The 23,191-nt window shown below is 52.9% G+C and carries 22 protein-coding genes; 18 read left to right on the top strand and 4 right to left on the bottom strand.

Annotated elements, in window-relative coordinates; all coding sequences use genetic code 11:
- Positions 1-209: 209 nt before the first annotated feature.
- From CKQ54_RS06005 to CKQ54_RS05990, 4 genes are all read left to right on the top strand, one after another.
- Entirely contained in the window at positions 210-713 is a 504-nt protein-coding gene (locus tag CKQ54_RS06005) for a GNAT family N-acetyltransferase (protein ID WP_120162208.1), read from the top strand.
- Between the two features lie 42 nt (positions 714-755).
- Positions 756-1,496, top strand: a complete 741-nt coding sequence (locus CKQ54_RS06000; RefSeq protein WP_112289436.1) for a MurR/RpiR family transcriptional regulator — start codon at positions 756-758, stop codon at positions 1,494-1,496.
- A gap of 147 nt (positions 1,497-1,643) precedes the next feature.
- Positions 1,644-3,176, top strand: a complete 1,533-nt coding sequence (locus CKQ54_RS05995; RefSeq protein ID WP_113876755.1) for a PTS transporter subunit EIIC — start codon at positions 1,644-1,646, stop codon at positions 3,174-3,176.
- Between the two features lie 64 nt (positions 3,177-3,240).
- Positions 3,241-4,674: a 6-phospho-beta-glucosidase gene (locus CKQ54_RS05990; RefSeq protein ID WP_113876754.1), complete on the top strand. Its 1,434-nt coding sequence runs from the start codon at positions 3,241-3,243 to the stop codon at positions 4,672-4,674.
- Between the two features lie 117 nt (positions 4,675-4,791).
- Here CKQ54_RS05990 and rraB read toward each other — a convergent pair whose 3' ends face one another.
- Positions 4,792-5,217, bottom strand: a complete 426-nt coding sequence (gene rraB, locus CKQ54_RS05985; protein WP_112288111.1) for a ribonuclease E inhibitor RraB — start codon at positions 5,215-5,217, stop codon at positions 4,792-4,794.
- Between the two features lie 168 nt (positions 5,218-5,385).
- Between rraB and argF (CKQ54_RS05980) the strand changes: the two genes are divergently transcribed.
- Entirely contained in the window at positions 5,386-6,393 is a 1,008-nt protein-coding gene (gene argF / locus CKQ54_RS05980; RefSeq protein WP_112288110.1) for an ornithine carbamoyltransferase, read from the top strand.
- Between the two features lie 175 nt (positions 6,394-6,568).
- A complete protein-coding gene (locus tag CKQ54_RS05975; RefSeq protein WP_120162127.1) occupies positions 6,569-8,371 on the top strand; it encodes a sugar phosphorylase in 1,803 nt (600 codons plus the stop codon).
- On the opposite strand, the gene CKQ54_RS05970 is transcribed toward CKQ54_RS05975, so the two are convergent.
- Positions 8,352-8,822 carry a NanQ anomerase/TabA/YiaL family protein gene (locus CKQ54_RS05970; protein WP_113876795.1) on the bottom strand — a complete coding sequence of 157 codons (471 nt, stop codon included), beginning with the start codon at positions 8,820-8,822 and terminating at the stop codon, positions 8,352-8,354. The genes CKQ54_RS05975 and CKQ54_RS05970 overlap by 20 nt on opposite strands.
- A gap of 714 nt (positions 8,823-9,536) precedes the next feature.
- On the opposite strand from CKQ54_RS05970, the gene arcA reads away from it, so the two are divergent.
- From arcA to CKQ54_RS05910, 12 genes are all read left to right on the top strand, one after another.
- The gene (gene arcA / locus CKQ54_RS05965; protein ID WP_120162128.1) at positions 9,537-10,757 is read left to right on the top strand and encodes an arginine deiminase; all 1,221 of its coding nucleotides are present in this window, start codon (positions 9,537-9,539) and stop codon (positions 10,755-10,757) included.
- 22 nt (positions 10,758-10,779) lie between these two features.
- The gene (gene arcC, locus CKQ54_RS05960; RefSeq protein ID WP_120162129.1) at positions 10,780-11,691 is read left to right on the top strand and encodes a carbamate kinase; all 912 of its coding nucleotides are present in this window, start codon (positions 10,780-10,782) and stop codon (positions 11,689-11,691) included.
- A 33-nt stretch (positions 11,692-11,724) separates the two neighbouring features.
- Entirely contained in the window at positions 11,725-12,732 is a 1,008-nt protein-coding gene (gene argF, locus CKQ54_RS05955; protein WP_120162130.1) for an ornithine carbamoyltransferase, read from the top strand.
- 52 nt (positions 12,733-12,784) lie between these two features.
- A complete protein-coding gene (locus CKQ54_RS05950; RefSeq protein ID WP_120162131.1) occupies positions 12,785-14,188 on the top strand; it encodes a YfcC family protein in 1,404 nt (467 codons plus the stop codon).
- A gap of 62 nt (positions 14,189-14,250) precedes the next feature.
- Positions 14,251-14,757 carry an arginine repressor gene (locus tag CKQ54_RS05945; protein ID WP_113876747.1) on the top strand — a complete coding sequence of 169 codons (507 nt, stop codon included), beginning with the start codon at positions 14,251-14,253 and terminating at the stop codon, positions 14,755-14,757.
- A gap of 245 nt (positions 14,758-15,002) precedes the next feature.
- Complete coding sequence (pyrB, locus tag CKQ54_RS05940; RefSeq protein WP_112288103.1) at positions 15,003-15,938, top strand: aspartate carbamoyltransferase; 936 nt, start codon at positions 15,003-15,005, stop codon at positions 15,936-15,938.
- Positions 15,939-15,956: 18 nt separating this feature from the next.
- Entirely contained in the window at positions 15,957-16,421 is a 465-nt protein-coding gene (pyrI, locus tag CKQ54_RS05935) for an aspartate carbamoyltransferase regulatory subunit (protein WP_013577172.1), read from the top strand.
- 55 nt (positions 16,422-16,476) lie between these two features.
- The gene (ridA, locus tag CKQ54_RS05930; protein ID WP_120162132.1) at positions 16,477-16,863 is read left to right on the top strand and encodes a 2-iminobutanoate/2-iminopropanoate deaminase; all 387 of its coding nucleotides are present in this window, start codon (positions 16,477-16,479) and stop codon (positions 16,861-16,863) included.
- A gap of 208 nt (positions 16,864-17,071) precedes the next feature.
- A complete protein-coding gene (locus tag CKQ54_RS05925) occupies positions 17,072-18,523 on the top strand; it encodes a circularly permuted type 2 ATP-grasp protein (protein WP_120162133.1) in 1,452 nt (483 codons plus the stop codon).
- Positions 18,517-19,458, top strand: a complete 942-nt coding sequence (locus CKQ54_RS05920) for an alpha-E domain-containing protein (RefSeq protein ID WP_120162134.1) — start codon at positions 18,517-18,519, stop codon at positions 19,456-19,458. Before CKQ54_RS05925 ends, CKQ54_RS05920 begins: the two co-directional genes overlap by 7 nt.
- The gene (locus tag CKQ54_RS05915; protein WP_112288100.1) at positions 19,458-20,252 is read left to right on the top strand and encodes a transglutaminase family protein; all 795 of its coding nucleotides are present in this window, start codon (positions 19,458-19,460) and stop codon (positions 20,250-20,252) included. Before CKQ54_RS05920 ends, CKQ54_RS05915 begins: the two co-directional genes overlap by 1 nt.
- Positions 20,253-20,276: 24 nt before the next feature.
- Positions 20,277-21,008, top strand: coding sequence for a proteasome-type protease (locus CKQ54_RS05910; protein WP_113876745.1), 732 nt, complete (start codon positions 20,277-20,279; stop codon positions 21,006-21,008).
- 24 nt (positions 21,009-21,032) lie between these two features.
- Here CKQ54_RS05910 and CKQ54_RS05905 read toward each other — a convergent pair whose 3' ends face one another.
- Positions 21,033-21,596 (bottom strand): YgjV family protein, encoded by a 564-nt coding sequence (locus CKQ54_RS05905; RefSeq protein ID WP_113876744.1) that lies wholly within the window; start codon positions 21,594-21,596, stop codon positions 21,033-21,035.
- A gap of 96 nt (positions 21,597-21,692) precedes the next feature.
- Entirely contained in the window at positions 21,693-23,183 is a 1,491-nt protein-coding gene (locus CKQ54_RS05900; protein WP_120162135.1) for a UxaA family hydrolase, read from the bottom strand.
- Positions 23,184-23,191 lie beyond the last annotated feature (8 nt).

Below are 23,191 nucleotides of genomic sequence, written 5' to 3'. Positions count from 1 at the left end.
GAAGGTTGCGTAGCACGATATATAACGTCGAAGATTTAATCACGCCCCTGACCTTGCAGGCAACGAATTATTGGCTCTGCCAATGAAAAAAATTCTCATTTGAGATAAGTAAAATCAGCGGGACACGCCTGCGGCGTTGCATCTGCACGCCCTAAGATGGTATTAAAACGGTCTGTTTGATTATTCATTGTGGGAACTAAGTGAGCAACATGACGACCACCTTTCCTGTCAGCGTGCTGGTGCGCCCGATCCGTCCCGAAGATAATGCCGCCATCGCTAACGTAATCCGCCACGTTTCAGCCGAATTTGGCCTGACTGCCGATAAAGGCTATACCGTCGCTGATCCGAATTTAGATCATCTGTATGAAAGCTACAGCCAGCCGCGTTGTGCTTACTGGGTGGTGGAACTGGATGGTGTGGTCGCCGGTGGCGGCGGTGTTGCTCCGCTCTCAGGCGCTGAACACGATTTGTGTGAATTACAGAAGATGTATTTCATGCCTTCCCTGCGCGGTCAGGGGCTGGCGAAACGTCTGGCGCTTCAGGCCATTGAACATGCGCGCTCACAGGGTTTTGCCCGCTGCTATCTGGAAACCACCGCCAGTCTTACACAGGCTATCGCGCTGTATGAGCGTCTGGGTTTTCAACACATTGACGGCGCAATGGGCAATACCGGCCATGTCGACTGTGAAGTGACGATGTTAAAACATCTCTGACACCGTTTCTTTCTTTATCAGCTCTTTGCAAACAGGCATCACATGTTCACACACAAAGCCATTTCAGCGTTAAACGAACTGGAACTGACGGTCTATAACTACATCGTCAAAAATGGCGATAAGGTCATGTACATGACCATTCGTGAACTGGCTGATGCGGCGGGCGTCTCAACGACAACCGTTCTGCGCTTTTGCAAGAAAATGGATTGCGACGGTTACTCTGAGTTTCGTATCCGTTTTAAACTGTTTTTAGAACATGAAGAAAAGCCACCTGTTTCATTTGGAATTAGCGAGATCATCAGCTATTTCAAAAGTATTAATAACAGCGAGTTCGATGAGTTATTAGATGAAGCGGCAAAACAAATAGCGAATGCCCAGCGTATTATATTTGTTGGCGTAGGAACATCCGGTTCACTCGGAAAATACAGCGCACGCTTTTTCTCTAATGTCGGGAAATTCAGCACCTTTATTGACGACCCTTATTTTCCGATCAACAGCGATATGTATAAAGATGCTATCGCCATTATTCTCTCTGTCTCCGGTGAAACGGAAGAAGTCCTGCGTTTTGCCACGCAGTTCAGCCAGCATAACTGCAAGATCATCAGCCTGACCAACAGCGAAACCTCAACGCTGGCGCGGATGGCAGACCTCAACATCTCCTACCACATGCCGCAAATCGTGCTCGAAGGTCAATATAATATTACCACTCAGATCCCCGTACTTTATATTATTGAAACCATCGGAAAGAAATTACCTTTAATAAAACGTGACTCAGCGCAATGAAAAAACAGGGTGTTTTTAAGATGTAACAAATCACCCGAATTGTTTTTTGTTATATCGTGACAATACCCTTTCTTTTGCTACACTCCTGCCAACGAGTAAAAAAACAAAAAAGCTCACCTCTGTATACCCGCAGGAGAATAATAAATAATGGCTATTGATTACGCTCAGACAGCTCAGGATATTGTTAAATATATTGGCGGCGATAATAATGTGATTAGCATCACACATTGTGCCACCCGTTTACGCTTTGTTCTGAAAGATAATAACGCCGTCGATAAAGAAGAATTAAAACGCGTGAAAGGCGTGATTACAGTTATCGAAGCCGGCGGCCAGATGCAGGTAGTGATCGGCAACCATGTGAGCGACGCCTATAAACAGGTTCTGAAACTGATTGAGATTGACGAAAACGCACCGGTTTCCGCGCCCAATGTGGGCATCGTCAGCCGCGTGATGGATGTTATCTCCAGCATCTTTACACCGTTCCTTTATCAGCTTGCGGCGTGCGGTATTTTGCAGGGAATTATCTCCTTCCTCGCTGCCGTCGGCATTATGGACGCGAACAGCGGCACCTACCGTATTCTCAACTTTGTGTCCTGGACAGCGTTTACCTTCCTGCCGGTGATGATTGCGTTTACCGCAGCCAAAAAATTCAACGTCAATCCGTTTACCGCAGTGATTACGGCCTGCGCGCTGATCAGCCCGGATTACATGAATATGGTGACGGCGTTTAAGATTACGTCGATCAACTCCGCCGATCCGGCCATGCAACAGCTGATGCGTGAAGCGGTCAGCAATCCTGATATGGCGAATATCCTGCAGAATGTAGTCGGTATTCCGGTTTCCGCGCCGACGCTCGATTTCCTCGGCATTCCGGTGAAATACCTGAGCTATACCGCGTCTGTTATCCCGATCATTCTGATGGTCTGGGCAATGTCGTATATCGAGCACTTCTTTAATAAAGTGCTGCCGGTAGTTATCCGCAATCTGTTCACACCGATGTTCTGTATCGCGATTATGGTTCCGATGACGCTGCTGGTGTTTGGCCCGGTCGGAAACCTGATTGGTGGCGCGATTGGCGGCGTATACAACACGCTTTATCACCTCAGCCCGACCATTGCCGGTTTCGTGGTAGGTGCATTCTGGCAGCCTCTGGTAACGCTGGGCGTTCACTGGGGTATTACGCCGGTCACCGTCGGCAACTACGCTACGCTGGGTTATGACACCTTTACCGGTCTGCAGGCTTCCGCGGTCTTCGCGATGACCGGCAGTATGTTTGGCGTGTACCTGAAAACCCGCAGCCGCGAAATGAAAGGTATCTCGCTGTCCGCTGGCGTCACCGGCCTGTTTGGTATCACTGAACCTGCAATTTACGGTGTGGCGCTGCGCCTGAAAAAACCATTCCTGTGCAGCTGTGTCGCAGGCGGTATCGGCGGTGCGATCGCCGGTTCCTTTAACGCCGTGTCATGGAGCTACTGTCTGCCGGGTATCGCCGTACTGCCGGTGTTCTTCAAAGAAGGCCACATGCCGCAGTTCCTCGGTTTCCTGCTGTCGATTACCGTCGCCTTTGTGCTCGGTGCGCTGTTTACCTGGCTGGTCGGATTTAAAGATGAACCCGACGTTGCCGCGACCAAAAAAGTTCAGGCAGAAACCCGACGTGCCACTCAGGCAGAAATGAATTAAATCTGACATTACGATCTACAGGGCAGAAGCAATCTGCCCTCAATAAGTATCCAGGGAGAATCAAATGAGTCATCAGTTACCGAAAGATTTCTTATGGGGCGGCGCAGTCGCGGCGCATCAGGTGGAAGGCGGCTGGAACAAAGGCGGCAAAGGCATCAGCATCTGTGATGTCCTTTCCGGCGGCGCGCACGGCGTTGACCGTGTAATGACCGACGGCGTGCTTGACGGCTACAGCTATCCGAATCACGAAGCAGTCGATTTTTATTCGCACTACAAAGAAGACATCGCTCTGTTCGCAGAAATGGGCTTCAAATGTTTCCGTACCTCGATTGCCTGGACGCGCATCTTCCCGAACGGTGACGAATTACAGCCAAATGAAGCCGGTCTGCAATTCTATGACGACATGTTTGATGAACTGCTCAAACACAATATCGAGCCGGTGATCACCCTTTCCCACTTCGAAATGCCGTGGCATCTGGTGAAGGAATACGGTGGCTGGAAAAACCGTCAGGTAGTGGATTTCTTTGTACGTTTCAGCCAGGTCGTAATGGAACGCTACAAAGGCAAAGTGAAATACTGGATGACCTTCAACGAGATCAATAACCAGCGTAACTGGAAATATCCGTTGTTCGGTTATTGCTGCTCCGGCGTGGTATTTACCGGGGAGGAAAATCCGGAAGAAACGATGTATCAGGTGCTGCATCATCAGTTCGTTGCCAGCGCCAAAGTGGTCAGGCTCGGTCATGAAATCAACCCTGATTTCCAGATTGGCTGCATGATCGCCATGGTGCCGCTGTATCCGTTTTCCTGCCATCCGGACGACGTAATGTATTCCGTTGAGGCGATGCATGAACGCTTCCTGTTCAGCGACGTCCATATGCGTGGTTATTACCCGGCGTATGCGCTGAAAGAGTGGGAACGTCGCGGCTTCAACATCAAAATGGAAGACGGCGATTTGCAGGCGCTGCGCGACGGCTGCGCGGATTACATCGGCCTGAGCTATTACATGAGCAACGCGATTTCAGCGCACAATCCGAGTGATGATAATGGCTTGTCAGGCTTTGCTGGCAGCGTGCCAAATCCGCACGTGAAAGCGTCTGACTGGGGCTGGCAGATTGATCCCGTCGGGCTACGTTACACCCTGAATATTTTGTACGAGCGGTATCAGAAGCCGTTGTTTATTGTCGAGAATGGCTTTGGTGCTATCGACAAAGCGGGTGATGACGGCGTCATTCACGACGATTACCGTATCGCTTATCTGAAAGCACATATCGAGCAGATGAAAAAAGCGGTGCTGGAAGATGGTGTGGATCTGATGGGTTATACGCCGTGGGGCTGCATCGACTGCGTGTCGTTTACCACCGGTCAGTACAGCAAACGCTATGGCTTTATCCACGTGGATAAAAATGACGATGGCACCGGCACCATGGCTCGCTCGAAAAAAGAGAGCTTCGGCTGGTATCAGAAAGTGATTGAGAGCAACGGGGAAGTGCTTTAATTAACTCCTCCCCCTGCGAAGGGGGAGGTCGGGAGGGGGTTTAGCTGACAACATCAAATGTTGAGTTATCATCAATACCCCACCCCAGCCCTCCCCTTCGCAGGGGAGGGAGCCAGATTAATGACGTTTCCCGTCATCATCTTCATCAACGAAATCTTCGTCTTCGCCTTCTTCACCTTCTTCGTCGTCATCGCCTTCGAAGTAAGTGCCCCAGCCGTCGTAGTTAACGCCGTTGGCTTCAGCCAGGTTCATCAGCTGTTCAACCTGAGCGTCGATCAGTTCCGCTTTCAGCGCGATTTCGCTGATCACGTCACAGCACATCACAACAGAACCGTCTTCTACTTCCAGTTCTTCAGGGTCAGTCACTTCGTAACCCAGCTTGAACGCTTCGACTGCGGCTTTCTCCAGAACTTCAAACTTTTCTGAAGATAAGTGGTGTTCGATAGTGTAAAGCGCGTCAGGATCACTGCCATCATCCAGCAGTTCTTCGATGATTAAGCGAGTCTCTTCACGTTGTTCTTCCAGCAATTCACGGTTTGCCATATCTCTGTCCTCAATCAATGTGACGTTTGTACGCTATTTTCACACACCGCAGGGCGCGTCTCCACTATTAAAGAGAAAGTTTTCTCGGCGGGGTTGTAATTGCATATTCATCCAGTTAAATTGAATTTTAATTCAATCCGAAATGCTTACGCGCTATGGAGCGACATCATGAGTTTGTTGAGTAAACGTCATTTTCTCAGGTTACTGGATTTTACCCCGTCAGAGATTTCGTCACTGCTGAAACTCTCCGCAGAATTAAAAGCCGCTAAAAAGAACGGCACCGAAAAAGCCAGTCTGCAAGGCAAAAACATCGCGCTCATCTTCGAAAAAGACTCAACCCGCACCCGATGCTCTTTCGAAGTTGCCGCTTATGATCAGGGAGCGAAAGTCACCTATCTCGGCCCAAGTGGCAGCCAGATCGGCCATAAAGAATCGATGAAAGATACCGCCCGCGTCCTCGGCCGCATGTATGACGGTATTCAGTATCGTGGTTTCGGTCAGGATAAAGTCGAAATTCTGGCGCAATACGCCGGTGTGCCAGTCTGGAATGGCTTAACCAATGAATTCCATCCGACCCAGTTGCTGGCTGATCTGCTGACCATGCAGGAGCATTTACCGGGCCAGCCGCTGCAAGGTATGCGTCTGGCGTATCTGGGCGACACCCGTAACAATATGGGCAATTCACTGCTGGAAGCCGCCGCGTTATGCGGTCTGGATTTGCGTCTGGTCGCGCCTTCAGCCTGCTGGCCGGAAGCCGAACTGGTCGCCACCTGCACGCATCTGGCACAAGAAAATGGCGGCAATATCACCCTGACCGAAGATATTGCAGCCGGCGTGAAAGACGCTGATTTCCTGTATACCGACGTGTGGGTTTCCATGGGCGAGCCGAAAGAAGTCTGGAAAGAGCGCATTAATTTGCTGCGCGCTTATCAGGTCAACAGCGCAATGCTGGCACTGACCGGCAATCCGCAGGTGAAATTCCTGCATTGTCTGCCTGCATTCCATGACGACCAGACCACGCTCGGCAAGCAAATGGCGGAAGAATACGGCCTGCAAGGCGGCATGGAAGTCACGGATGACGTCTTTGAGTCCAGCCACAGCGTGGTGTTTGATCAGGCGGAAAACCGTCTGCACACCATCAAAGCGGTGATGGTCGCTACGCTCGGCAACGCCTGATTTATCCCCGACGTGCAGTAAGGATGAACTTTCTGCACGTCGCAATATTTACAACGTTTTGCACTTTATCCCGCCCGTTCCCGTCAGAAGACCTCATTTTCAACTACCCTTTTTAAAGCGCTTTGGTTTTAACCTGTTCAATAGAAAAACAGAAACGCAGTAAGAAGGAACCGATATGAGCTCAGTTAATCTTGAGTATGTCCTGCGGCTGGAAAGCCTGTTAAGCAGGATTTACCCCAGGGAACACATCGCCGACCTGCTGAAAAAAATCCTGCATCTCGCCGACAAATGGAATTACGGCAAGCACCGCACCACCGATTGGGTGGATGGCACCAACATTTATCTGATTACTTACGGCGACAATATACGTCACGGTGAACAACCGCCGCTGGCGACGCTGAATCACTTCGCCAATACCTATCTGCGCGAGATTATCAGCGACATCCATATTCTGCCGATGTATCCGTACAGCTCCGACGACGGCTTCAGCGTCATCGACTACCGCCGTATCGACGAACATCTCGGCGGATGGTCGGATATTCATCACCTTTCCGCGAATTTCAACCTGATGTTTGACTGCGTGATTAACCATATCTCCCGCTCAAGCGAATGGATGAAAGGCTATCTGCATGACGATCCTTATTACAAAGATTACTTTATTGCCTCGAATCCCGAGCTGGATTACAGCCGCGTTGTGCGCCCCCGCGCCTCGCCGCTGCTGACGCCGTTTATCAAAGCCGACGGCAATGAGTTATACCTGTGGACCACGTTCAGTGAAGATCAGGTGGATATCAATTTCAAAAATCCGCAGGTTCTGCTGGAAAGCATTGATGTACTGTTGCAGTACGCCGCCAGTGGCGGGCAGTCGATCCGCCTCGATGCGATTGGGTATATCTGGAAGGAGGCCGGGACGCGCTGCATTCACATGCCGCAGGCGCATAACATCATCAAAGTCTGGCGAACCATCCTTGATGAAGTGATCCCCGGCACGCGGATCATCACCGAAACCAACGTGCCGCATCACGAAAATATCAGTTATTTCGGTGAAGGCGATGAGGCACACATGGTGTATCAGTTCCCGCTGCCGCCGCTCACGCTGCACGCCTTTTTACGCCAGGATACCACCACGCTCACCCAGTGGGCGCAAAGCCTGAATGCCGAAGCACGTTATCCTGACACCACCTATTTCAACTTTTTAGCCAGTCACGACGGCATCGGTCTGCGTCCGACAGAAACCTTCCTCAGCGATGACGAACGCAAATACATGGCGCAGGAAACCCTGCGTAAAGAAGGCCGCATCTCTTATAAAGACAACGGTGATGGCACGCATTCGCCTTATGAACTGAACATCAATTACCTCAGCGCGCTGACCGAACCGGATGACGATACCGGACTGAAAGCCCGCAAATTTCTCGCCGCACAGGCGCTGTTGCTGTCGTTTATCGGCGTACCGGCGATTTATATCCACAGCCTGCTGGGCAGCGAGAACGATCTTGACGGTATGCATCAGTCCGGCATCAACCGCCGTATTAACCGTAAAAAGCTGGAGCTGGGAAAAGTTGAGGCAGAACTGGAGAAAAAGGACAGTCTGAGTGCCCGCGTTTTTTACGGTTTACAGGCGCTGATTAAGCACCGCCGCGAACATCCGGCATTTTCGCCACAGGCGGGGCAACGGGTGTTTGATCTGGGCAAATCGCTGTTTGCGATGGAACGTTATGATCCCAAAACGGAGGATCGGATCAGCTGCGTATTCAATATCAGCGATCATTCGCAGGTACTGAAACTGGCAGTGGAAGGGAAAGATCTGATTAGCGGGGAAGCGTTTAACGGCCAGATGCGACTCCAGCCGTGGCAGGTGGTGTGGATCAAACACAAACTTAAAGCCCCGGAACGCCTCGGCAGACTGCGCCGCTGGCGGATGAAGCTGATCAAACGCACAAAGCGCTACACGATAAGCATTAAGCGGACAATGCGCTGACGTTCATTTTTACCACCGCTTTGCGCACATGGGCCGGTTCGCCCACCGCGCACAGCGGTTTATGCACTTCACCCGGATAGAACACCACAAAATCGCCGGTCTGCATGATCATGGTTTTTTCCTGCTCACCGGCGGCCAGAAACGCAATGTCTTTATCTTCCAGCCAGTCAGTATCCACATAACCTGCCGGTAAGTTACTGAATGTCATGCCTTCGGTGCCGTTCAGCACAATCTGGATATCCAGATTACGGGCGTGGAATTCGGCACGGCGGTCGGCCTGCGGCGCGGTGGAATCATTGGAAATCAGCACAAACACATCGTCGCCACGGATATCGTGTTTGCCCAGCGGCGTGTCCGCCGTGATGTGTTGCTTAACGTATTCAATGGCCTCGCGCAATTCAGCGGGCAGATAAGGAACGAGATGCAGCGCGTGGATGTTTCCTGTGATCATCATAACCTCGGGTTTGTAATGCATGAGTGAAACAGTGTTTCATAAATACTAATCCTGTTTGCTGTCCGGTTGCCAGAGCGGGATCAAGATTTTAACTTCATGGGAAATATTTTTGCGGCTTAACGCCACCCGCAGCCGGGAAACAATGGTTATGCAGTCAGATTGCATAAACACTGAGAACATATTCAGTATGCCGCTTTCATCCTGTTGGTCTTACGGACTATTTCTAAAAACTCACCCGCCGGTCACATATTTAATTAAATCCAAAGCAGCGAAAACAGATAATAGTTATTTAGGATTTTTGAGAAGTTATAAATCTTTAATCACAAAAAAAGCCATTCTATGCAAGCTCAGAATAAACCCTTTATTTTTTAGTGAATTAGGATTGAATAAATATTATCTCATACGGTCACTCACTGTCAGAAGAAATAATTACTCTCATATTCCGGTGATTATTCACTTTACTGAATATGCTAATAAATAAAACAATGATGTTTATCAATCAACAGGTAACCATCACCATGGTTTTATTCTGATGCGATCGAAGTCACATATTAAATGCCTGCGCGGAATATTATTCACTCCGTTCCGGGCGCACTTCCTTCCAGGCTGAATAACGCGTTTTATTCTCCACGGGATTTCTTTATCTGAAATTCAGCTGAAATTTAGCTGAAATTGACCGGAACATTATTTCGTCTTTTAAAAGGGATAAATATGAAACGGCATTATGTAGGATCCGAAATAGGCCAACTTCGCAGCGTGATGCTTCACCGGCCAAATTTAAGTTTGCAGCGACTGACCCCCTCCAACTGTCAGGAATTATTATTCGATGATGTGCTGTCTGTTGAGCGGGCCGGGAAAGAACATGACATTTTCAGCCAGACCTTGCGCCAGCAAGGCGTGGAAGTTTTATTGCTGACTGACCTGCTGACTGAAACCCTCGACAACCGCGAGGCCAAAGACTGGCTGTTCAGCCGGCAAATCTCGGATTACCGGCTGGGGCCACAATTTGCCGAAGAAATCCGCGGCTGGCTGGCAGATTTACCCCACCGGCAAACGGCCCGGTTCATGAGCGGCGGATTAACTTACAGCGAAATCCCCGATACTTTTCATAATATGGTCACGGATACACATCAGTTAAATGACTTTGTGATTAAGCCATTACCCAATCATTTATTTACCCGCGACACTTCCTGCTGGATATATAACGGCGTATCGGTGAATCCGATGGCAAAAGAGGCGCGTAAACGGGAAACCAATAATCTGCGGGCCATATATCGCTGGCATCCGCACTTTGCCGATAACGAATTTATTACTTACTTTGGCGATGATGAATTTAATTATGACCACGCGACACTGGAAGGCGGTGATGTATTAGTCATTGGTCGTGGCGCGGTATTAATTGGCTTATCCGAACGTACGACGCCGCAGGGTGTGGAGTTCCTCGCCCGTTCGCTGTTCAAACATCAGCAAGCCACCAAAGTGATTGCACTGGAATTACCCAAACATCGCTCCTGCATGCACCTCGATACCGTCATGACCCATATCGACTTCGACACCTTCTCCGTCTACCCGGAAGTCGTCCGCGACACCACCCAGTGCTGGACGCTGACCGATGACGGCCACGGCGGCCTGCGCCGCACCGAAGAACCGCAGTTCGTGCGGGCAATCGGTAAGGCGCTGGGCATTGATGACATCAAACTCATCACCACCGGCGGCGACAGTTTCGAGGCCGAACGCGAACAATGGAACGATGCCAATAACGTCCTGACCGTGCGCCCCGGCGTGGTGATCGGCTACGAGCGCAACACCTGGACTAACGAAAAATACGATAAAGCCGGGATCACCGTTCTCCCCATTCCGGGCGATGAACTGGGAAGAGGCCGCGGTGGCGCGCGCTGCATGAGCTGCCCGCTAGAACGCGACGACATCTGATCACTGACTCCGGGGAAATTTCATGAACAAACCTGTTCTGGTTGTCGCTCTGGGCGGCAACGCATTACTGCGCCGTGGCGAACCGCTAGAGGCCGAACTTCAACGCAAAAACATCTGTGTGGCGGCAAAAACGCTGGCTGCGCTATGCCAGAAATGGCGGGTTGTGCTGGTACACGGCAACGGCCCGCAGGTCGGATTACTGGCGCTGCAAAACAGCGCCTATCCAGCAGTCGCGCCCTACCCGCTCGATATTCTGGTAGCACAAACTCAGGGGATGATCGGCTATCTGCTGCAACAGGCGCTGAAAAATTGTCTGCCGGAAAGTCGCGTCTGCACCCTGCTGACGCAGGTGGAAGTCAGCCTGCTCGATCCGGCCTTTGATAACCCGACGAAATACATCGGCCCGGTTTATACGCAGGCGCAATCGGAAAATCTGGCTGCCGAAAAAGGCTGGGCGATGAAAGCCGACGGGCAGCATTTTCGCCGCGTGGTCGCTTCCCCTCAACCACAGCGCATCCTCGAGATTGATGCTATCCGGGCCTTGCTGGATCAGCACTATCTGGTCATCTGCAATGGCGGCGGCGGCGTGCCGGTTCATCAGACCAATGACGGGCTGAAGGGCGTGGAAGCCGTCATCGACAAAGACCTCTCGGCGGCGCTGCTGGCGCGTCAGTTACAGGCCGACGCGCTGTTGATCCTGACCGATGCCGATGCGGTGTACCTCGGCTGGGGCACGCCTGAGCAGCGGCCGCTGCATCACATCACGCCGCGGGATCTCGCTGCTATGACCTTCGATGCCGGATCCATGGGGCCGAAAGTCAATGCCGCCTGCCAGTTTGTCGATGCCTGTCACGGGCTGGCGGGGATCGGCGCACTGGAGGATGGCGAAGCCATTCTGGCCGGCCTGAAAGGCACCTGTATCCGCGCGGAATAACCCGCTCCCATTTCATTATTTCAGGATGATTTTATGACTACTACATTGAAAAACCGTCATTTCCTTAAGCTTCTTGATTTCACGCCGGAAGAAATTCAGCAACTGATCACCCTGGCGCTGGCGCTGAAAAACGATAAGAAAACAGGACAGGAACGCCCCTGCCTGCGCGGAAAAAATATTGCGCTGATTTTTGAGAAAACCTCCACCCGCACCCGCTGTGCGTTTGAAGTCGCCGCGTTTGATCAGGGCGCACACGTGACCTATCTCGGCCCTGGCGGCAGCCAGATCGGACACAAGGAGTCGATGAAAGATACCGCGCGTGTGCTGGGCAGAATGTACGACGGCATCGAATACCGGGGGTTTGCGCAGAAGATTGTGGAAGAGCTGGCGGAATTCTCCGGCGTACCGGTATGGAACGGGCTGACCGATGAGTTTCATCCGACCCAAATCCTGGCCGACCTGATGACCATGCTTGAACACTCGCCGGGCAAAGAACTCAGTCAGATCAGCTTCGCTTATCTGGGCGATGCCCGAAACAATATGGGGAATTCCCTGATGGTCGGCGCGGCGAAAATGGGGATGGACATCCGTCTGGTCGCGCCAAAATCCTTCTGGCCGGAAGAGACGCTGGTCGCTGTCTGCCGCGATATTGCCCGCACTACCGGCGCAAGGATCCTGCTGACAGAACACGTTGATGAAGGTGTACAGGGCGTCGATTTTCTTTATACCGATGTCTGGGTGTCGATGGGCGAAGCCAAAACCGCCTGGGCAGAACGTATCAGCCTGATGACCCCGTATCAGGTTAACGCCGCGGTGCTTAACGCCACCGGCAATCCTGACGTCAAATTTATGCACTGCCTGCCCGCTTTCCATAACGAAGAAACCACGCTCGGAAAGGAGCTGGAAATCGCTTACGGCATGAAAGGGCTGGAAGTGACGGATGACGTTTTTGAGTCCCCGCATTCCATCGTTTTTGATGAAGCCGAAAACCGTATGCACACCATAAAAGCGGTCATGGTCGCCACGCTTGGCGACGACTAAGCCCCTTGCGTGAAGGCGTTTTGCCTTCACGCCTTCTTTAAGGATTACGTTTATGCGTACATTCAAATTCCCTTCTGCCTACACCATTTTATTTGTGCTTATCGCGCTGGTTGCAGGCCTGAGCTGGATTATCCCCGCCGGTCAGTACGACATGGCGATGAATGCCGGACTGGGTAAAGAAGTCCCCGTCTCAGGCACCTATCACGCCGTGACCGGCAATCCGCAGGGGCTGGTGGATATTTTCCTCGCGCCCATTGATGGCCTGTACAACCACACCACCGGTCAGGCCGGCGCGATTGATGTCGCCTTATTTATTCTGATCATCGGCGGTTTTCTGGGCATCGTGACCAAAACCGGAGCCATCGACGCCGGAATAGAGCGGGTTACCGTCCGGCTGAAGGGCAAAGAAGAGTGGATGATCCCCATTCTGATGGCACTGTTCGCCGCCGGAGGCACCATTTACGGCATGGCCGAAGAGTCATTGCCGTTTTATACCCTGCTGGTGCCGGTGATGATGGCGGCACGTTTCGATCCGCTGGTGGCTGCGGCTACCGTGCTGCTCGGTGCAGGCATCGGCACGCTCGGTTCGACGATCAATCCTTTTGCGACGGTAATTGCCGCCAACGCCGCCGGGATCCCCTTCACCAGCGGGATCGGCCTGCGCGTGGCGATCCTGATCGTCGGCTGGCTGATCTGCGTGATCTGGGTAATGCGCTATGCCCGTAAAGTGCGCCGCGATCCCTCACTCTCCATCGTGGCGGATCAGCAGGAAAGCAACCGCGCCCACTTTCTCGGAAACCGCAGCGATGAACTGCTGCCCTTTACCGGCGTGCGCAAAATCATCCTGCTGATCTTCGCACTGGCTTTTGTGGTGATGATTTATGGCGTATCGGTAAAAGGCTGGTGGATGGGGGAAATCTCCGGCGTTTTCCTGGCTGCGGCGATCCTGGTGGGGCTGGTTGCGCGGATGAGTGAAGAGGAGCTGACTTCCACCTTTATCGATGGCGCACGCGACCTGCTCGGCGTGGCGCTGATCATCGGTATTGCCCGTGGCATTGTGGTGATCATGGACAACGGAATGATTACCCACACTATTTTGCACAGCGCCGAAGGCATCGTTTCCGGATTATCCAACGTGATCTTCATCAACGTCATGTTCCTGCTCGAAGTAGTGCTGTCCTTTCTGGTGCCCTCTTCTTCCGGTCTGGCGGTGATGACCATGCCGATTATGGCGCCGCTGGCCGATTTCGCGCATATCGGCCGTGAACTGGTGGTCACTGCGTATCAGTCCGCATCCGGCCTGGTCAATCTGGTCACACCGACCTCCGCCGTGGTGATGGGGGGTCTGGCCATCGCGCGGGTGCCTTATGTCCGCTGGCTGAAATGGGTCGCACCTTTACTGGGGATATTACTGGTATTACTGATGTTAGCGTTAAGTCTCGGTTCTTTGATTTAAGTCTTTGTAGAAAATGATTTTTTTGCCATGTTGACGTCCTTTTATTTACCGGGAATATAACCATGAAAAGAACGTTGTCTGCACTTGAAAAAGAACACCAGCAACTGATCCTCTGCCATCAGCTGATTGCCAGCCGGAGTTTTTCATCACAGGAAGAATTGCGGCAGGAATTCCAGCGGGCGGGATACCGGAATATCGGCCAGTCCACCATTTCACAATTACTGAAAACGCTGGGTGTGATGAAGGTGCAGAATGCCAAAGGCAAAAAGATTTATGCCCTGAATGAGCAGTCTCAGCTTGTTCCTGATGCCCTGAGGTCAGTAAGCGAAATGGTCACCGATGTGGATCACAACCCTCAGTTTGTGGTGGTCCATGTCATGTCGGGCTATGGCCGCGCCGTGGGACGGATTATCGATCAGCACCGTTTGCCGGAGGTACTCGGGGTGATCGCGTCGAGCACTTCCGTGCTGGTAGCACCACGGGAAACGACAGCACTGGACAGAGTTTGCAGGACAATCAGGCGGATACTGGCGATAAAGGAAAACCACAGCAGCAACCGTTTGCCCTAGGCCATTTTTCCGCTTGACGCCGTCAGTGAGCCGCCTATAATGCGCCACAATTTGCCGGGAGAACCCATGAACAATCGCCACGTTTTGTGCTCAGATGATCGACCAAACGCCGTGCCATCAGGCAGCCCGCTGCCGTTGTTCTTCCGTGGTATTACCGTTTTATTGAAAGCCCCTCATTGAGGGGCTTTTTTTTGTCCGGAATTTGAGTGCCCCACTTTTTACGCGTAAAGAACAGGAGAATGACTATGGCCAATCCGCTGTATCAGAAAGACATCATTTCGATCAACGATCTCAGTCGCGAAGAGCTGGAGCTGGTTCTCGATACAGCTGCCAGCCTGAAAGCCAACCCGCAGCCTGAATTGCTGAAACACAAAGTGATCGCCAGTTGTTTCTTCGAAGCCTCAACCCGCACCCGCCTGTCGTTTGAAACCTCAATGCATCGTCTGGGTGCCTCGGTGGTCGGTTTCTCCGACAGCAGCAACACGTCGCTGGGTAAAAAAGGCGAGACGCTGGCCGACACCATTTCGGTCATCAGCACGTATGTCGATGCGATTGTGATGCGTCACCCGCAGGAAGGCGCGGCACGTCTCGCAACCGAATTCTCCGGCGGTATTCCGGTGCTCAACGCCGGGGACGGTGCGAACCAGCATCCGACGCAAACCCTGCTGGATTTGTTCACCATTCAGGAAACGCAGGGACGTCTCGACAACATAAAAATCGCCATGGTCGGTGACCTGAAATATGGCCGCACGGTGCATTCTCTGGCACAGGCGCTGGCGAAATTTAACGGTAACCGCTTCTACTTTATCGCCCCGGATGCGCTGGCAATGCCGGGCTATATCCTGAGCCTGCTGGAAGAGAAAGGCATCGAATACAGCCTGCACAGCAGCATTGATGAAGTGGTTTCTGAAATCGACATCCTGTACATGACCCGCGTACAGAAAGAGCGTCTGGATCCGTCGGAATATGCCAATGTGAAAGCCCAGTTTGTGCTGCGCGCTGCCGACCTGACGAATGCTCAGCCGCACCTGAAAGTACTGCATCCGCTGCCGCGTATCGATGAAATCACGCCGGATGTGGATAAGACGCCATACGCCTGGTATTTCCAGCAGGCCGGAAACGGGATTTTTGCGCGTCAGGCTTTGCTGGCGCTGGTTCTGAACGCAGACACTGCACAGTAAACTTGAGGAGAAAACTTTATGACGCACGACAATAAACTTCAGGTTGAAGCGATCAAATGCGGTACCGTTATCGACCATATTCCGGCACAGGTCGGGTTTAAATTGCTGTCTCTGTTCAAGTTTACCCAGACTGAACAACGTGTGACCGTCGGCCTGAACCTGCCGTCCGGCGAACTCGGCCGTAAAGACATCATCAAAATCGAAAACACCTTCCTGACCGACGAACAGGTTAATCAGCTGGCGGTATATGCCCCGCGTGCGACGGTGAACCGCATCGACAATTACGACGTGGTGAAGAAGCTGATGCCGACGCTGCCGGACCGTATTGTCGGCGTGCTGCGCTGCCCGAACGGCAACTGCATCAGCCGTTTTGAACCGGTGGATTCCAGCTTTGCAGTCAAGCAGCGTGCGGACGGAGTGCACCTGAAATGCAAATACTGCGAGAAAGAGTTTGAGCATCAGGTGGTGCTGAACAATGATTAACCCTTTATACTGAGGGATAATTTTTTATTCACCTTAACTCAAATCAGGAGACATTATGTCCCGCGAAATCAGCACTGAAAACGCCCCTGCCGCTATCGGTCCTTACGTTCAGGGCGTGGATCTGGGCAGCATGATCATCACTTCCGGCCAGATCCCTGTGGATCCTAAAACCGGCGCTGTCGCCGACGACATCGCTGCGCAGGCACGTCAGTCACTGCAAAACGTGCAGGCGATCGTTGAAGCCGCTGGCCTGAAAGTTTCAGACATCGTCAAAACTACCGTTTTCGTGAAAGATCTGAATGACTTCGCCACCGTTAACGCCACGTACGAAGCGTTCTTCACTGAACACAACGCTCCGTTCCCGGCGCGTTCCTGCGTTGAAGTTGCCCGTCTGCCAAAAGACGTAAAAATCGAAATCGAAGCCATCGCCGTCCGCCGTTAATTCGCGCCAGCCATGCACCAGACCAGCCTGCGGGCTGGTTTTTTTTGCCCCATTTTCAGGCAAAGAAACCCTTTCACGCTCTATAATTAAGCAGTCCCGTCTGTTTTCCCCCGATTTTCAGCCCGTTTTGCACGCTGGCACACTTTATGCCTGATCTTCATTGTTATTGAACGATTCAATTGCAGCCTGTCCAGTTTGTGAGGTGATGATGATCAAGATTGACCTTTCCGATTCACCCTTTTTTGATGAGATGTTAATGGCGGATGGCAAGCACCGTAGCCATTATCAGGCCTACTGGCAGTGGTTGCAGCAAGCTGATCAACAGGCAGTCCAGCGCAAAAAAGAGGAAGCTGCGCTGTTGTTCCATCGGGTGGGAATTACCTTTAACGTTTACGGCGAAGATGATGGTGCGGAACGGCTGATCCCGTTCGACAGCGTGCCGCGTATTATTCCGGCCAGCGAATGGCAAATGCTCGATCGCGGGATCTGCCAGCGGGTTCAGGCGCTGAATGCTTTTCTGCATGATATTTACCACGACCAGAAGATCCTCAAAGCAGGGATCGTCCCGGCGGAACAGGTGCTGGCCAACGATCAGTATCAGCCGTGCATGCAGGGCATTGATCTTCATCGCGATACTTACGCCCACATTGCCGGAACGGATATGGTGCGCGGCGGCGATGGCAAATATTACGTGCTGGAAGACAACCTGCGTACGCCGTCCGGCGTGTCGTACATGATGGAAAACCGCAAGATGATGATGCGGTTATACCCCGAACTGTTTGCCGAACAACGTATTGCGCCGGTGTCCCGTTACCCTTCTCACTTACTGCAAACCCTGCGCGAAAGCACGCCGGTCAACGATCCGACCGTTGTTGTACTGACGCCAGGCCGCTTTAACAGTGCCTATTTCGAGCACAGTTTCCTCGCCCAGCAAATGGGCGTTGAACTGGTGGAAAGCGTCGATTTGTTCGTGAAAGACGGCGCGGTGTTTATGCGCACCACCGCCGGCCCCTGCAAAATTGACGTGATTTACCGGCGTATCGACGATGCCTTCCTCGATCCGCTGGCGTTCCGCGCCGATTCCATGCTCGGCGTTCCCGGCCTGCTTTCAGTTTATCGGTCCGGTGGCGTGGTGCTGGCGAATGCGATCGGCACCGGCGTAGCCGATGACAAATCGATCTACCCGTATGTGCCGGAGATGATCCGCTACTATCTGGCGGAAAATCCGATCCTCAATAACGTGCCGACCTGGCAATGCCGCAAGGAAAGCGATCTGTCTTTCGTGCTGGCGAATCTGGAAAAAATGGTGGTGAAGGAGGTTCATGGCGCAGGCGGTTACGGCATGCTGATTGGCCCGACCGCCAGCAAAGCGGAAATTGAACGCTTCCGCGATTTGCTGCGTACCCGCCCGGAAAACTACATCGCTCAGGAAACACTGGCGCTTTCCACCTGCCCGACGTTTGTCGGCAACGGACTGGCACCGCGACATATCGACCTGCGGCCTTTTGCCCTGACCGGCGCGGAAATCCGTCTGGTACCGGGCGGCTTAACCCGCGTGGCGCTGGCAGAAGGCTCGCTGGTGGTGAACTCATCACAGGGCGGCGGCACCAAGGACACCTGGGTGCTGGAAGAAAATCCAACGGAGGATGACGCATGCTAAGCAGAACAGCCAGCGAACTGTACTGGATGGCGCGTTATCTGGAACGCGCCGAAAATATCGCACGCCTGCTGGACGTGACCAACAAGCTGTCGATGATGTCGATCCGAGACGTCAACGCCCGCGATGAAAACAATGATCTGCTGGTACCGCTGACCATGACCGGCACCCGCACGTTATTCAGTGAGCACTATCCGCAGGAATCGATGAGCAATCTGCTCAACTTTTTCGCACTGGACAGTTTCAACCACAGCAGCATTTTCAGTTGCCTGCAAATGGCCTGGAACAATGCGCATGCCGTGCGCGGCAGCCTGTCGTCTGAAGTCTGGGAAAGCATCAATGCCACCTGGATTGAGATGAAACTGATCCGCCGTCAGGGCGTCGGTTCTGCCGGTGCAGACTCTTTCTTCGACTGGGTTAAGGAGCGCTCACATCTGTTTCGCGGCGCGATGTTCGGTACCTTACTGCGCAGTGATGCGATGAACTTTATCCGCCTCGGCACCATGCTGGAACGCGCAGACAGCACCGCGCGCCTGCTTGATGCCAAAAATCAGTTGCTGAATGCCGATGAAGATCCGGTGCGCGAATACTACCGGATGGACACATTACTGCGTGCCGTCAGCGCCCGCGAAGCGTTCCACACGTTATACAAGCAACAACTCAGCCAGAAGCATATCGCCGAACTGCTGGTGTTGCGCCGCGAGTTACCGCGTTCACTGCTTTCGTGCATCGAAATTATGGCCGAACAGCTGGAGGAAATCGGCGGCACGGCGGGTAATCTGCCCCGCCGCCGGGTTCATACCCTTCACGCTCAGCTGCGTTTCACCGAAATGGAAGAAATTGTTGAGATGGGCCTCAGTCCCTGGTTAATGCAATTCCTTGACCAGACCAATGCCATCGCTGAGAGCATTCATCAAACCTATCTGGAGGCTCAATAATGAAACTGAATGTCACGCATCAGACGCATTACAGCTATGCGCAGCAGGTTAAACACAGCACGCAATACCTGCGCCTTACGCCGCAGGATTCCAGCCATCAGAAGATTTTGTCATGGGATCTGACGTTACCGGAATATGCCACCCGCACGCTGGATGCCTACGGCAATGTGTTGCATGTCCTGACACTGGATCAGCCGCATCAGGCGATCACCATCGTCGCCAACGGCGTGGTCGAGATTGAAGACAATACGGAGGATGACAACTGCGGGCATCTTTCGCCGCTGGTATTTTTACGCACCAGCCCGCTGACGCTGGCTGACGGCGCGATCCGCGATTTCGCCAGCCGTTATTACCGTCCGCAGGCGCAGCACGAAAGTCTGTGCAGTCTGATGGGCGAACTGCTGCTGAAAATGCCCTATAACCCCGGCACTACCACGGTCAAAGACAGCGCCTCTCAGGCGTTTTCGGCACAAACCGGCGTGTGTCAGGATCACACCCACGTGTTCCTCGCCTGTTGCCGCAGTCTGGGCATTCCGGCGCGCTATGTCAGCGGCTATCTTTATTCGGAAGATTCGACACACGTGGCCATGCACGCCTGGGCGGAAGCCTGGCTGGATGACCGCTGGCAGAGCTTTGATGTCACCAATAACACCTGTAAACCGAATCAGCATTTGAAACTGGCTATCGGCATAGATTATCTTGATGCATGCCCGGTCCGTGGTATCCGGTTGGGTGGAGGAAGCGAAGACATGCGCACTGTCGCGGCCGTTGCCATGCTCGACGTACCACAATAAACCTGACGCCTGAGGAAAATTTTTATGACTTACTGTGTGGCCATGCGCTTGTCCTCAGGCCTGGTGTTTGTGTCAGACTCACGCACCAATGCCGGAGTCGACCATATTTCCACCTTCCGTAAACTGCATGTTTTTCATCAAAGTGATGAACGCGTGCTGGTGATCCAGAGCGCCGGAAATCTGGCGACCACACAAAGCATTATCAGCCTGCTGCATCGCCGCTGCTTAGACGATGAGCGGGAAAACCTGCTGAACGTGAAGTCGCTGTACGATGCCGCCAGCCTGCTGGGTGAAACGGTACGTGAAGTGATTGCACGGGACAGCGGCGCGAATCAGGGCGGCAACACGGATTTCAGCTGCAACCTGCTGCTCGGTGGCCAGATTAAGGGCGAAGGCCTGCGGCTGTTCCACATTTATCCGCAGGGGAATTTCATCGAAGCCACACACGACACGCCGTATTTCCAGATTGGTGAAAGTAAGTACGGCAAGCCGATTATCGATCGGGTGCTGAGCTACGACACCGCGCTGGATCAGGCGATGCAATGTGCGCTGATTTCGATGGATTCGACGCTGCGCAGTAATCTTTCCGTCGGCCTGCCGCTGGATGTGATGACCTATCCGACCGACAGCTTCAGTGCCGCGCAACAGCACCGCATCACCGAAACGCACCCGTATTTCGACATGATCCGCAAAGGCTGGGGCGAAGGCCTGCTGAGCATTTTTGGTCAGTTACCGCCGCTGAAACTAGACGAGTAAATCCGCTTCTGGCGGAGTGATATCTCACTCCGCTGCTTTATTTTCATCCATCTTCTGAACTATCTTCTTCTCGACCTCGAACGGGTCGATACCGCGCAGTTGCAGGCGGCGGAAGCGGATGATGTTAAAGCCGTTCATGACCAGAAAACTGCCTTCGATAAGCGATCCGCCAATCGAACCGAGCCAGATGTTGTGCACTACCCAGCAGCAGGTTGAGCACCACATAATGCAGCGCGTGGTCAGCCCGCTGGTGCGAAACAGCGCCCAGGTACTGACTACTGTCGCGCCGACCGGCAATAATTCTACCCAGTGATGGGCGCGGCTAAGCCCTAACACCAGCGTGAGCACAATGAAAACTACCATGATCCACTGGTTACGGGTGCGCAGTGAAATCAGCGTGCGCAGGGAATTCAGTAAGGCGCTCATGCCTGCGGGAGCTGCGCCCATCATCAGGAAATGCACGCCGATAATGGCGCTGTAGGCAGAAAGCTGTTGTTTGAAGCGACGGTCGCTGCGGTTGAAAAACATCGTGATGCCGACCACGAAGGCCACAACACCAATTGACTGGGCAAACCAGTAATACGTCATTTGTCAGGAGTCTCATACGTGGAGGTCTTGCGCTGCAAAAGCAAACGGCGCTTCATAACTGAAACGCCGTTTCATCCTAACGATAAACCTGAGCGGTTACAATGTGACACCGCTTTTAAAGATGGCTAATTCACGGAAATCATTGAGTTCGTTTTTGGCTTTGCGGCCATCGGCGATCGCCACGATCAGATCCACAAATTCACCCAGCAGCTGATCCATACTTACATCGTGGATCAGTTGTCCGGCATCGAAATCGATCCAGTGCGGTTTTTTCGCCGCCAGTTCGCTGTTGGTTGCCAGTTTCACCGTCGGCACAAAACCACCGTATGGCGTACCGCGGCCGGTACTGAACAGCACCATATGGCAACCGGCACCCGCCAGCGCACTGGTGGCGACGGCATCGTTACCCGGCGCACTCAGCAGGTTCAGCCCCGGCGTGGTGAGACGTTCGCCGTATTTCAGCACGTCCATCACCGGGCTCTGACCGGCTTTCTGCGTACAGCCCAGCGATTTTTCTTCCAGCGTGGTGATACCACCTGCTTTGTTGCCCGGAGACGGATTCTCGTAAATTGGCTGATTATGTTCGATGAAGTACTGTTTGAAATCATTCACCATGTGAACGGTTTTCTCAAACGTGCCTTCATCGCGGCAACGGCTCATCAGAATGCGTTCCGCACCAAACATTTCAGGCACTTCTGTCAGCACGGAAGTCCCGCCGTTGGCGATCACGTAATCAGAGAAACGCCCCAGCAGCGGGTTAGCGGTGATGCCTGACAAGCCGTCAGAACCGCCGCATTCCAGGCCAAATTTCAGCTCGCTGAGTTTGCCCGGCTCGCGTTTATCGTCACGCATCACGGCATACAGCTCGCGCAGACGTTCCAGTCCTGCTTCCACTTCGTCGTCGAATTTTTGCAGCGTCATGAAACGCACACGCTCTTCGTCAACGTCGCCAAGCGTTTCACGGAATACATCCACCTGATTGTTTTCACAACCGAGGCCGATCACCAGCACTGCGCCCGCATTCGGGTGGCGCACCATGTTTTGCAGCATGGTGCGGGTGTTCACATGGTCATCACCCAGTTGCGAGCAACCAAACGGATGCGTAAACAGGTAAACACCGTCGGTGCCTTCCGCATCATTGGTTTCTTTCAGGAAACGTGTCTGGATCTGACGGGCGATCCCGTTGACGCAACCAACGGTCGGGATCAGCCACAGTTCATTACGGATCCCGACCTGACCGTTTTTACGGCGGTAGATTTGCACATCACGATCCGCCATCTGTTCAGGTACAGTGGCGAAATCAGGCTGATACTGGTATTCGTCCAGATCGCTGAGATTGGTTTTGCCATTTTGCGAGTGAATATGCACACCCGCCCCGATGTCCGCCAGCGCATGCCCGATCGGCAAACCGTATTTAACAATGTTTTCCCCGGCCGCAATCGGGCGCAGGGCAAACTTGTGACCACGCGCCACAGGCTGAGCCAGAACAACGGAATACCCGCCCGCTTCAACCTGCTCGCCCGCGTCGATATCGCGCAAGGCCACAGCGACATTATCAGCGGTATGAATTTGAATGATACTTTGCATAGTTGCTC

The organism is Rahnella variigena (assembly GCF_003610915.1).
Lineage (GTDB): Bacteria > Pseudomonadota > Gammaproteobacteria > Enterobacterales > Enterobacteriaceae > Rahnella > Rahnella variigena.
Note: the sequence above shows the minus strand (reverse complement) of the source record. Positions and strands in the feature narration are given on the sequence as shown.

Excerpts from the sequence above, each read along its gene's own strand:
- argF (WP_112288110.1), top strand. The coding sequence starts at position 5,386 with ATGAGTTTGTTGAGTAAACGTCATTTTCTCAGGTTACTGGATTTTACC.
- pyrB (WP_112288103.1), top strand. The coding sequence starts at position 15,003 with ATGGCCAATCCGCTGTATCAGAAAGACATCATTTCGATCAACGATCTC.
- CKQ54_RS06000 (WP_112289436.1), top strand. The coding sequence starts at position 756 with ATGTTCACACACAAAGCCATTTCAGCGTTAAACGAACTGGAACTGACG.
- arcA (WP_120162128.1), top strand. The coding sequence starts at position 9,537 with ATGAAACGGCATTATGTAGGATCCGAAATAGGCCAACTTCGCAGCGTG.
- CKQ54_RS05970 (WP_113876795.1), bottom strand. The coding sequence starts at position 8,822 with ATGATCACAGGAAACATCCACGCGCTGCATCTCGTTCCTTATCTGCCC.
- CKQ54_RS06005 (WP_120162208.1), top strand. The coding sequence starts at position 210 with ATGACGACCACCTTTCCTGTCAGCGTGCTGGTGCGCCCGATCCGTCCC.
- rraB (WP_112288111.1), bottom strand. The coding sequence starts at position 5,217 with ATGGCAAACCGTGAATTGCTGGAAGAACAACGTGAAGAGACTCGCTTA.
- CKQ54_RS05990 (WP_113876754.1), top strand. The coding sequence starts at position 3,241 with ATGAGTCATCAGTTACCGAAAGATTTCTTATGGGGCGGCGCAGTCGCG.
- CKQ54_RS05975 (WP_120162127.1), top strand. The coding sequence starts at position 6,569 with ATGAGCTCAGTTAATCTTGAGTATGTCCTGCGGCTGGAAAGCCTGTTA.
- CKQ54_RS05945 (WP_113876747.1), top strand. The coding sequence starts at position 14,251 with ATGAAAAGAACGTTGTCTGCACTTGAAAAAGAACACCAGCAACTGATC.
- arcC (WP_120162129.1), top strand. The coding sequence starts at position 10,780 with ATGAACAAACCTGTTCTGGTTGTCGCTCTGGGCGGCAACGCATTACTG.
- CKQ54_RS05910 (WP_113876745.1), top strand. The coding sequence starts at position 20,277 with ATGACTTACTGTGTGGCCATGCGCTTGTCCTCAGGCCTGGTGTTTGTG.
- CKQ54_RS05995 (WP_113876755.1), top strand. The coding sequence starts at position 1,644 with ATGGCTATTGATTACGCTCAGACAGCTCAGGATATTGTTAAATATATT.
- argF (WP_120162130.1), top strand. The coding sequence starts at position 11,725 with ATGACTACTACATTGAAAAACCGTCATTTCCTTAAGCTTCTTGATTTC.
- CKQ54_RS05900 (WP_120162135.1), bottom strand. The coding sequence starts at position 23,183 with ATGCAAAGTATCATTCAAATTCATACCGCTGATAATGTCGCTGTGGCC.
- ridA (WP_120162132.1), top strand. The coding sequence starts at position 16,477 with ATGTCCCGCGAAATCAGCACTGAAAACGCCCCTGCCGCTATCGGTCCT.
- pyrI (WP_013577172.1), top strand. The coding sequence starts at position 15,957 with ATGACGCACGACAATAAACTTCAGGTTGAAGCGATCAAATGCGGTACC.
- CKQ54_RS05925 (WP_120162133.1), top strand. The coding sequence starts at position 17,072 with ATGATCAAGATTGACCTTTCCGATTCACCCTTTTTTGATGAGATGTTA.
- CKQ54_RS05920 (WP_120162134.1), top strand. The coding sequence starts at position 18,517 with ATGCTAAGCAGAACAGCCAGCGAACTGTACTGGATGGCGCGTTATCTG.
- CKQ54_RS05915 (WP_112288100.1), top strand. The coding sequence starts at position 19,458 with ATGAAACTGAATGTCACGCATCAGACGCATTACAGCTATGCGCAGCAG.
- CKQ54_RS05905 (WP_113876744.1), bottom strand. The coding sequence starts at position 21,596 with ATGACGTATTACTGGTTTGCCCAGTCAATTGGTGTTGTGGCCTTCGTG.
- CKQ54_RS05950 (WP_120162131.1), top strand. The coding sequence starts at position 12,785 with ATGCGTACATTCAAATTCCCTTCTGCCTACACCATTTTATTTGTGCTT.